Genomic DNA, 5,765 nt, shown 5'->3' with positions numbered 1-5,765 from the left:
AAGCTTATTTTTAGTTTCATCCATTACGTCAAAAATGGTTAACTGCTCCATTATTAACAGCTCCTCATTACGTAAATTTACTAAACTAACTCTAAGAACAAGGTTGTTTCATTCTGTTCATTGGTATGCACATTAAACTTTTTTCCAGTAGCTTCTAATGCACTAAAAAGCATTCTTTTATAGCCTAAATCCATAAAATCTACACTTATTTGACCATGATTCATAATAAATTGAAGATCAGCCATTATCTTTTTAACTTTCCGTTCCATGTAATAACCTCCCCAATATAGTTATATAACTTATATAACTATTCTATTACTCATTCTTCCAGTTGTCAATATAAGTTATATAACTTATAATACTTTTTATAAGGAGGCGATAATATGGCTGTTAATAAAGATAAATACACTCAAATTTTAGTTACTTTTACAAAAGAACAAGTTAAGCAAATAGAGGATTTTTGGCATGATAATAAGATTAGTAATCGAAATGAAGCAATTCGTCAGATCGTAGACAAAGGGTTAAGTCGTAAATAATGACTACCCTTTTTATTTTTCCTAAAAAACATAGAAACGCATGTAAAGCCTGTTTCTCCCTTTACATGCGTTTTTATAACAAATACGACGTATTATATTAACAACTTCATTAAAATCCAAAACAACCAAATCTGAAGGGTTGTTTTTTAATTAAACCTCAATTTTTTCATGTATTCTTTAAATAAAGGCTCAATTAACGTTTAATGTTGATTATCATGTTAAGATTTAAGTATGTAACAACATGTCGCTACAAAAAGAACGGAGGAAATACGGTGAAAATGCATCTTCAAGAAAGTTTATATGTTGAGTTAAAAAATGCAATTCGTTGTCATTATAACGAACTTATAACTAGGTGCGGTGTTGATACAATATATGGGTACTCCATATTTACAGACGATTGTGTCAGTAGCATTGGACCAGTGGCTAATAAAGAAAGACTGATCAAAGTTAATAAATCGGACCCTTTATACAATTATTATAAATATGGAGCTGTTGAGTGGAGCGAATGGGACGATTTCGGAATGTTTGATGAAGTGAACAAAATTATTAAGAAATATCATGAAACCGTCGAAGATGACTTTAACATGGGAGTAAATACACTGTTGAAAGAATCGTTAAATGTGTTAATGGAACTTGAATCAGAAGGATTGTTTGGAGACAGAAGTGATAATCGATTTATTGTCATTTGTGTAACTGATTCATCGAACGAAATCATGATTGAATCAGCTCGATTGCTTAATACATTAAAGATATACGAAGAATATGCTTCAGAATTTGCATAAGAATGAATATAAGTAAAACTGCTCTCTATAAGAGGCGGTTTTCTTTTGTTCGAAAGTCAACAATTAATATTAACAGAGCCTAAATAAAAAGAAAAAGAGCTGGATTTTCATCACGGCTCATTTACTGATTGGTTCTGTATGTGTACATGTCGGATATTGAGAACAGCCAAAAAACTTATTTCCTGTTTTATTTGAATTTCGAACGACTAAATGATTCTTACATGCTGGACATTTCCGTTCTGCCGGTGTCACCCCTTGATACACATCTTCAGCCGAATATTCGGGATTAATTTTATTAATCAATTTCTGAAGTTCTACACGATCTATTAGTTTTACATGACATGCCTCTGCTAATTCCTTCGCTTGCCTTGTATACACACTGTTCGTTACAACCCAGCCCTCATGTGCTTTGTAATAAGCTTGTGCTGCATATATCTCTTGTACAGCACTTATACCAACTCTATTTTTCATTCCGTATCGTTTCGCTTGGATCACAATACGCTTCTTACCTTTTAATACAAGATCGGCTCCAAAATCATGAGACTGTTTCGTAACCATCGGTGAGTACCCAAGCTCTCGAAAGAGAGCTTTCAGATACACTTCGAATTGATGTCCGTCCATTTTGTCTATATAGCGAATACCGGACTTAGCCATTCGCTTTAATATTCTTCGCTCCTGGATCCTCCGGTACATAAATTTACAAATACGAAAAAGAACATAAAGGATAAAACCATACATCAAAATTTGTAATATGTTTGGTATTTCTGGTAGATTAGACACTTCTCTCCACCTCTTTAATTGGTTTCATTTTCTTTGGTTGAGCTGTTTCTTTTGGCTGTTGCTTATTCACTTGTTTTTTTCGGACATCGTTCCAATCTTTTTCATTCGTTGGGATATCCTCTTTTAGATCTACAAAGCATTTCATCGTTTGAATGAAGTCTTTCCCAGCCTTATCATTATCAACTGCCATAATGACCTCTTTAATATCGTGTCCTTCTTTTTTCGCATCCATTAACGATTGAATCACTGTTTTTGACTTCAATCCATGCATAGAAACCAGGCGAGCGTTTTGTATCTTATTTTGCTTGATACTCCAATGAGATAACATGTCGATTGGATCTTCATAAAAATAAATCTTATCCGGCTTACCTACATCAACCGTAAAACCTGCATGGATTTTTTCATAATTCGGGACAATTTGCTTAAAGCTTCCTCTTTTATTCTCCATTTTGACCGTACCTTGACGGTTCATTCCAATTACTTGCCCCTTGCCCCCTTCTTCCCTCCATTTGAACACCACATTATTTTTCTTATCCTGGGCGATGAGATCCTTTTTAATCAGCCAGTTCACTAAACGAGGATCTATTTTCCGCTCATCAATTAAGTATTTCTTGATCTCTGTTTGTTTCTGCACCTCTAAGTGTTTTGGATAACTAAAAGGCTGCTGCTCTTTTTTGCGTTCTTCTTCAGCTTTTGAACGATCAAACTCTTTGTAATTTCCTTTATTGATGTCTAATACAGCTTGCGGAAATGTCATTTCATAGTACATCATCGCAAAGCTAATCGCTCCATAGCCCTTTTCGCCACGACTATTCCAGGCGTATTGATTTCCTTTAATAAGAAGACTGTCATGTTCCGTATGACGATAATAGTTTCCTTCTTTCTTAAACGTTTCTCCCTTTGCTTCCAGATATGAAATCAAGTCAATATTTCTTGCTTTCATCGCATCCTCCGTACTGACATGTGCCATTACGGAATCCCCCCTTTACTCTATAAAATGAAATAAAAAAGAGGACTATTCCATTTCCTAGTCCTCTTTTGCTACGTATAGTTGATACATTTCATTTTTATTTGCCGAATAAGAATTTTAATCGCTTCTCCTGTACGCTGTATGATAAACGAGCGTCAAATTTCTTCCCGTTTTTGTTTGAGATAAAACCCTTGATTTGATCCGTCACATTCTTTTCTAATAGCTTTTTCACATGGTTACTACTTAGATTTTTACCAGAGAATGTACCAAAAATAATGAATTCACAGCCTTTTTTGTATTTCTCACATAAGTAGTTACTTTTCCCTACAAGAACTCTACTCTTACATAATGGACATTTTCCAATGGTACGATCTTCAGTCGTTGGAAAACGGAATTTCAGACTTCCGTCCGCTTCCATATAGATAGCTGCTGTAAATTCTCCCTTTTCTCCTTGAAAGCCGTTTATAAAATCCGTTGTTTTATATTGAATTAACTTTTTCATCTGATTACCAGGGATTGCTTTTCCTTTCATTTTGGCTGGTAACATAAAATCACATCCGTTTTTATGCTCCGTGCATCCATAAAATGTTTTACGATGAAGCATATCCCCCTTTTTACATTTTGGACATTTACCAAATGACAGCTCCTCTTGTGTTGGGAACTGAAATTTAACTTTCCCTTCATGTAACACTAGATAAGCGGAAAACTCCTTCTCATTGGACTTAAATCCTTTTAAAAGATCTGTTTTCTTATCCTCAAACAGCTTTTTCGCCTGCGCTTCCGGAATCGCTTTTTCTTTAATTTTTTTCGGTAAGGAGATTTCACATTCCGGATAATTACTGCAACCATAGAAATTACCTTTATGAAGGATTTTTCCTTTTCTACAAGGGCATTTGCACACCTCAATCTGCTGATTCCAGGTATTAATAATACTATCCGACACCTTATCATCCATTGCGCCTAATTGTTCCACCGTATCTTTTACAAACGTATTTGTTTTCTCTACAAATTCCTCATATTTCATTTCTTTCTTTTCGATCATGTAGATCATCCCTTCCATTTCAGCCGTATAAGCTGGATTTTTGATTTCATCTACTGGAAAAGCATCTATAAACGCACGACCAATATTAGTGGTCCGAATCTGACTGTTGGTAACATCAATATAGCTTCGCTCTAACAGTTTCGGAATAAACGTTTCTTCCGTTGCGACTGTCCCAATCCGTTTTCCTTTCATAAGTTCTTTCAAATGTTCATCATCCAATTTACGTCCTGCCGTCTCCATAAAGGTTAAAATGGAACTTTCCGTATGAAAGGCTGGTTTCTTTGTTCGAGACTCAATCAAGTCATACTGAACGATTCTAAAAGAATCTCCTTCTCGTAAAATAGGTATCTGAAATGCTTCAACTGATCCCTCTTCTATATCCTCTTGAAACACACTTAGAAACCCTTTCTCTTGTAGGATCTTTTCTTTTGTACTGTATGTGTTGCCCTCTTGATCTATAAAGTGTACTTCTCTTACCAGGTAGATTGCTGGTTTCATAAAGTTCCCGATAAATCGTTTTACAATTAAGTCATATAACTGCTTTTCTAATGGATTTCGGTTGGTCCCGACATATAATTTTGTTGTTGGGATGATTGCAAAGTGACTACTTACTAACTCATCATTAAAAGTAGTATGTTTTTTCGTAATAGAGGATGGAACCACTTGTTGTACTAGATCTACATAGGCACTTTTTTCTAATGCTCCCATTACTTCTTTTACTCGTTCCGCTTGTTCGGTAGGTAAGTGCCTGGATGAGGAACGGGGGTACGTGATAAAGCCTTCGTCATATAAACTCTGAATATGTTTTTTTGCTGTTTCTGCATTTACCTTCAGCTTGGCGTGAGCATCTTTGTAGATATCTGTTAAGTTATATAACAATTTTGGTTTCTTTTTTCTCGTACTTTCTTTAAATTCCGTAACGATTACATTTGTTTCTTTCAAACTATCTCCAAGTTTTTGGAGTGGAGATGGATCTATCAGTTGATCTTCTGTTTTCATCACTGGTGATAAACCATTTTCCGTTACTAGCTTTAAATTATAGTAGGTTTGTTCTTTATAATTTTGAATAGCAATTTCCCTTTGACGGATTTCATTTAAGATACACATTTGGACCCGACCGGAGGCCAATAAGAATTGGTTTCTTGCTAGTTTTGATGTGCAACCCCTTGTAACATTAATCCCTAGAATATAGTCCAGGTATTGCCTTGCTTTAGCGGATTGAGCGAGTGCGTCATAGTCTGTTCCTGGTTCTAATCGGTTCAATGCTCCCTCTAACTCTGCGGCCTCATAGGAAGAGATAAAAAGGCGGGATTCTCGCTTGTTCACACCTGCATGTTCAACTATTTCTCTATAGATAAGCTCACCCTCTTTGTCTGCATCACATGAATTTACCACATGATCTACATCAGAACGGTTCAATAGCTTAACCAATATTTGAACTTGTTCGAGACTATCCGATTTCACTTTATATTCTGGCTCCAAAATAATTGGTAAATGTTCAAATTTAAATTCTTTGTATCTCCCGTCCATCTCCTCTGGATGTTTTAGTTCTAATAAATGCCCTCGGCACCAACTAATAATGTAATTTTCATTTTCATAGTAGCCATAATATGGCTTACTTCCTGGATATTTTTGCGAGTTTCTAAATCTAGGTG

Annotated in this window: 6 protein-coding genes; 2 read left to right on the top strand and 4 right to left on the bottom strand. The window is 35.3% G+C overall.

Annotated elements, in window-relative coordinates; all coding sequences use genetic code 11:
* Nucleotides 1-80 precede the first annotated feature (80 nt).
* Nucleotides 81-269 carry a hypothetical protein gene (locus tag MR109_RS29355; RefSeq protein ID WP_242274826.1) on the bottom strand — a complete coding sequence of 63 codons (189 nt, stop codon included), beginning with the start codon at nt 267-269 and terminating at the stop codon, nt 81-83.
* 114 nt (nt 270-383) lie between these two features.
* Here MR109_RS29355 and MR109_RS29350 point away from each other — a divergent pair, with 114 nt between their 5' ends.
* Both MR109_RS29350 and MR109_RS29345 read left to right on the top strand, forming a co-directional pair.
* Complete coding sequence (locus tag MR109_RS29350) at nt 384-536, top strand: ribbon-helix-helix domain-containing protein (RefSeq protein ID WP_000290206.1); 153 nt, start codon at nt 384-386, stop codon at nt 534-536.
* Nucleotides 537-808: 272 nt separating this feature from the next.
* Entirely contained in the window at nt 809-1,318 is a 510-nt protein-coding gene (locus tag MR109_RS29345) for a DUF4303 domain-containing protein (protein WP_242274825.1), read from the top strand.
* 117 nt (nt 1,319-1,435) lie between these two features.
* On the opposite strand, the gene MR109_RS29340 is transcribed toward MR109_RS29345, so the two are convergent.
* The 3 genes from MR109_RS29340 to MR109_RS29330 form a co-directional block, all read right to left on the bottom strand.
* Complete coding sequence (locus MR109_RS29340; protein ID WP_242274824.1) at nt 1,436-2,098, bottom strand: restriction endonuclease; 663 nt, start codon at nt 2,096-2,098, stop codon at nt 1,436-1,438.
* Nucleotides 2,091-3,068, bottom strand: a complete 978-nt coding sequence (locus tag MR109_RS29335) for a DUF3991 and TOPRIM domain-containing protein (RefSeq protein WP_242274823.1) — start codon at nt 3,066-3,068, stop codon at nt 2,091-2,093. The genes MR109_RS29340 and MR109_RS29335 overlap by 8 nt, the downstream gene beginning before the upstream one ends.
* A gap of 97 nt (nt 3,069-3,165) precedes the next feature.
* A partial coding sequence (locus MR109_RS29330) for a type IA DNA topoisomerase (protein WP_242274822.1) occupies nt 3,166-5,765 on the bottom strand: 2,600 nt, incomplete at its 5' end.

Origin of the sequence: Bacillus cereus group sp. BfR-BA-01310, assembly GCF_022664325.1 — a bacterium.
GTDB classification, from domain to species: Bacteria; Bacillota; Bacilli; order Bacillales; family Bacillaceae_G; genus Bacillus_A; species Bacillus_A paramycoides.
Note: the sequence above shows the minus strand (reverse complement) of the source record. Positions and strands in the feature narration are given on the sequence as shown.

What these genes read in the sequence shown, in the direction of transcription:
- MR109_RS29355 (WP_242274826.1), bottom strand. Translation starts at nt 269, where the DNA reads ATGGAACGGAAAGTTAAAAAGATAATGGCTGATCTTCAATTTATTATG.
- MR109_RS29350 (WP_000290206.1), top strand. Translation starts at nt 384, where the DNA reads ATGGCTGTTAATAAAGATAAATACACTCAAATTTTAGTTACTTTTACA.
- MR109_RS29335 (WP_242274823.1), bottom strand. Translation starts at nt 3,068, where the DNA reads ATGGCACATGTCAGTACGGAGGATGCGATGAAAGCAAGAAATATTGAC.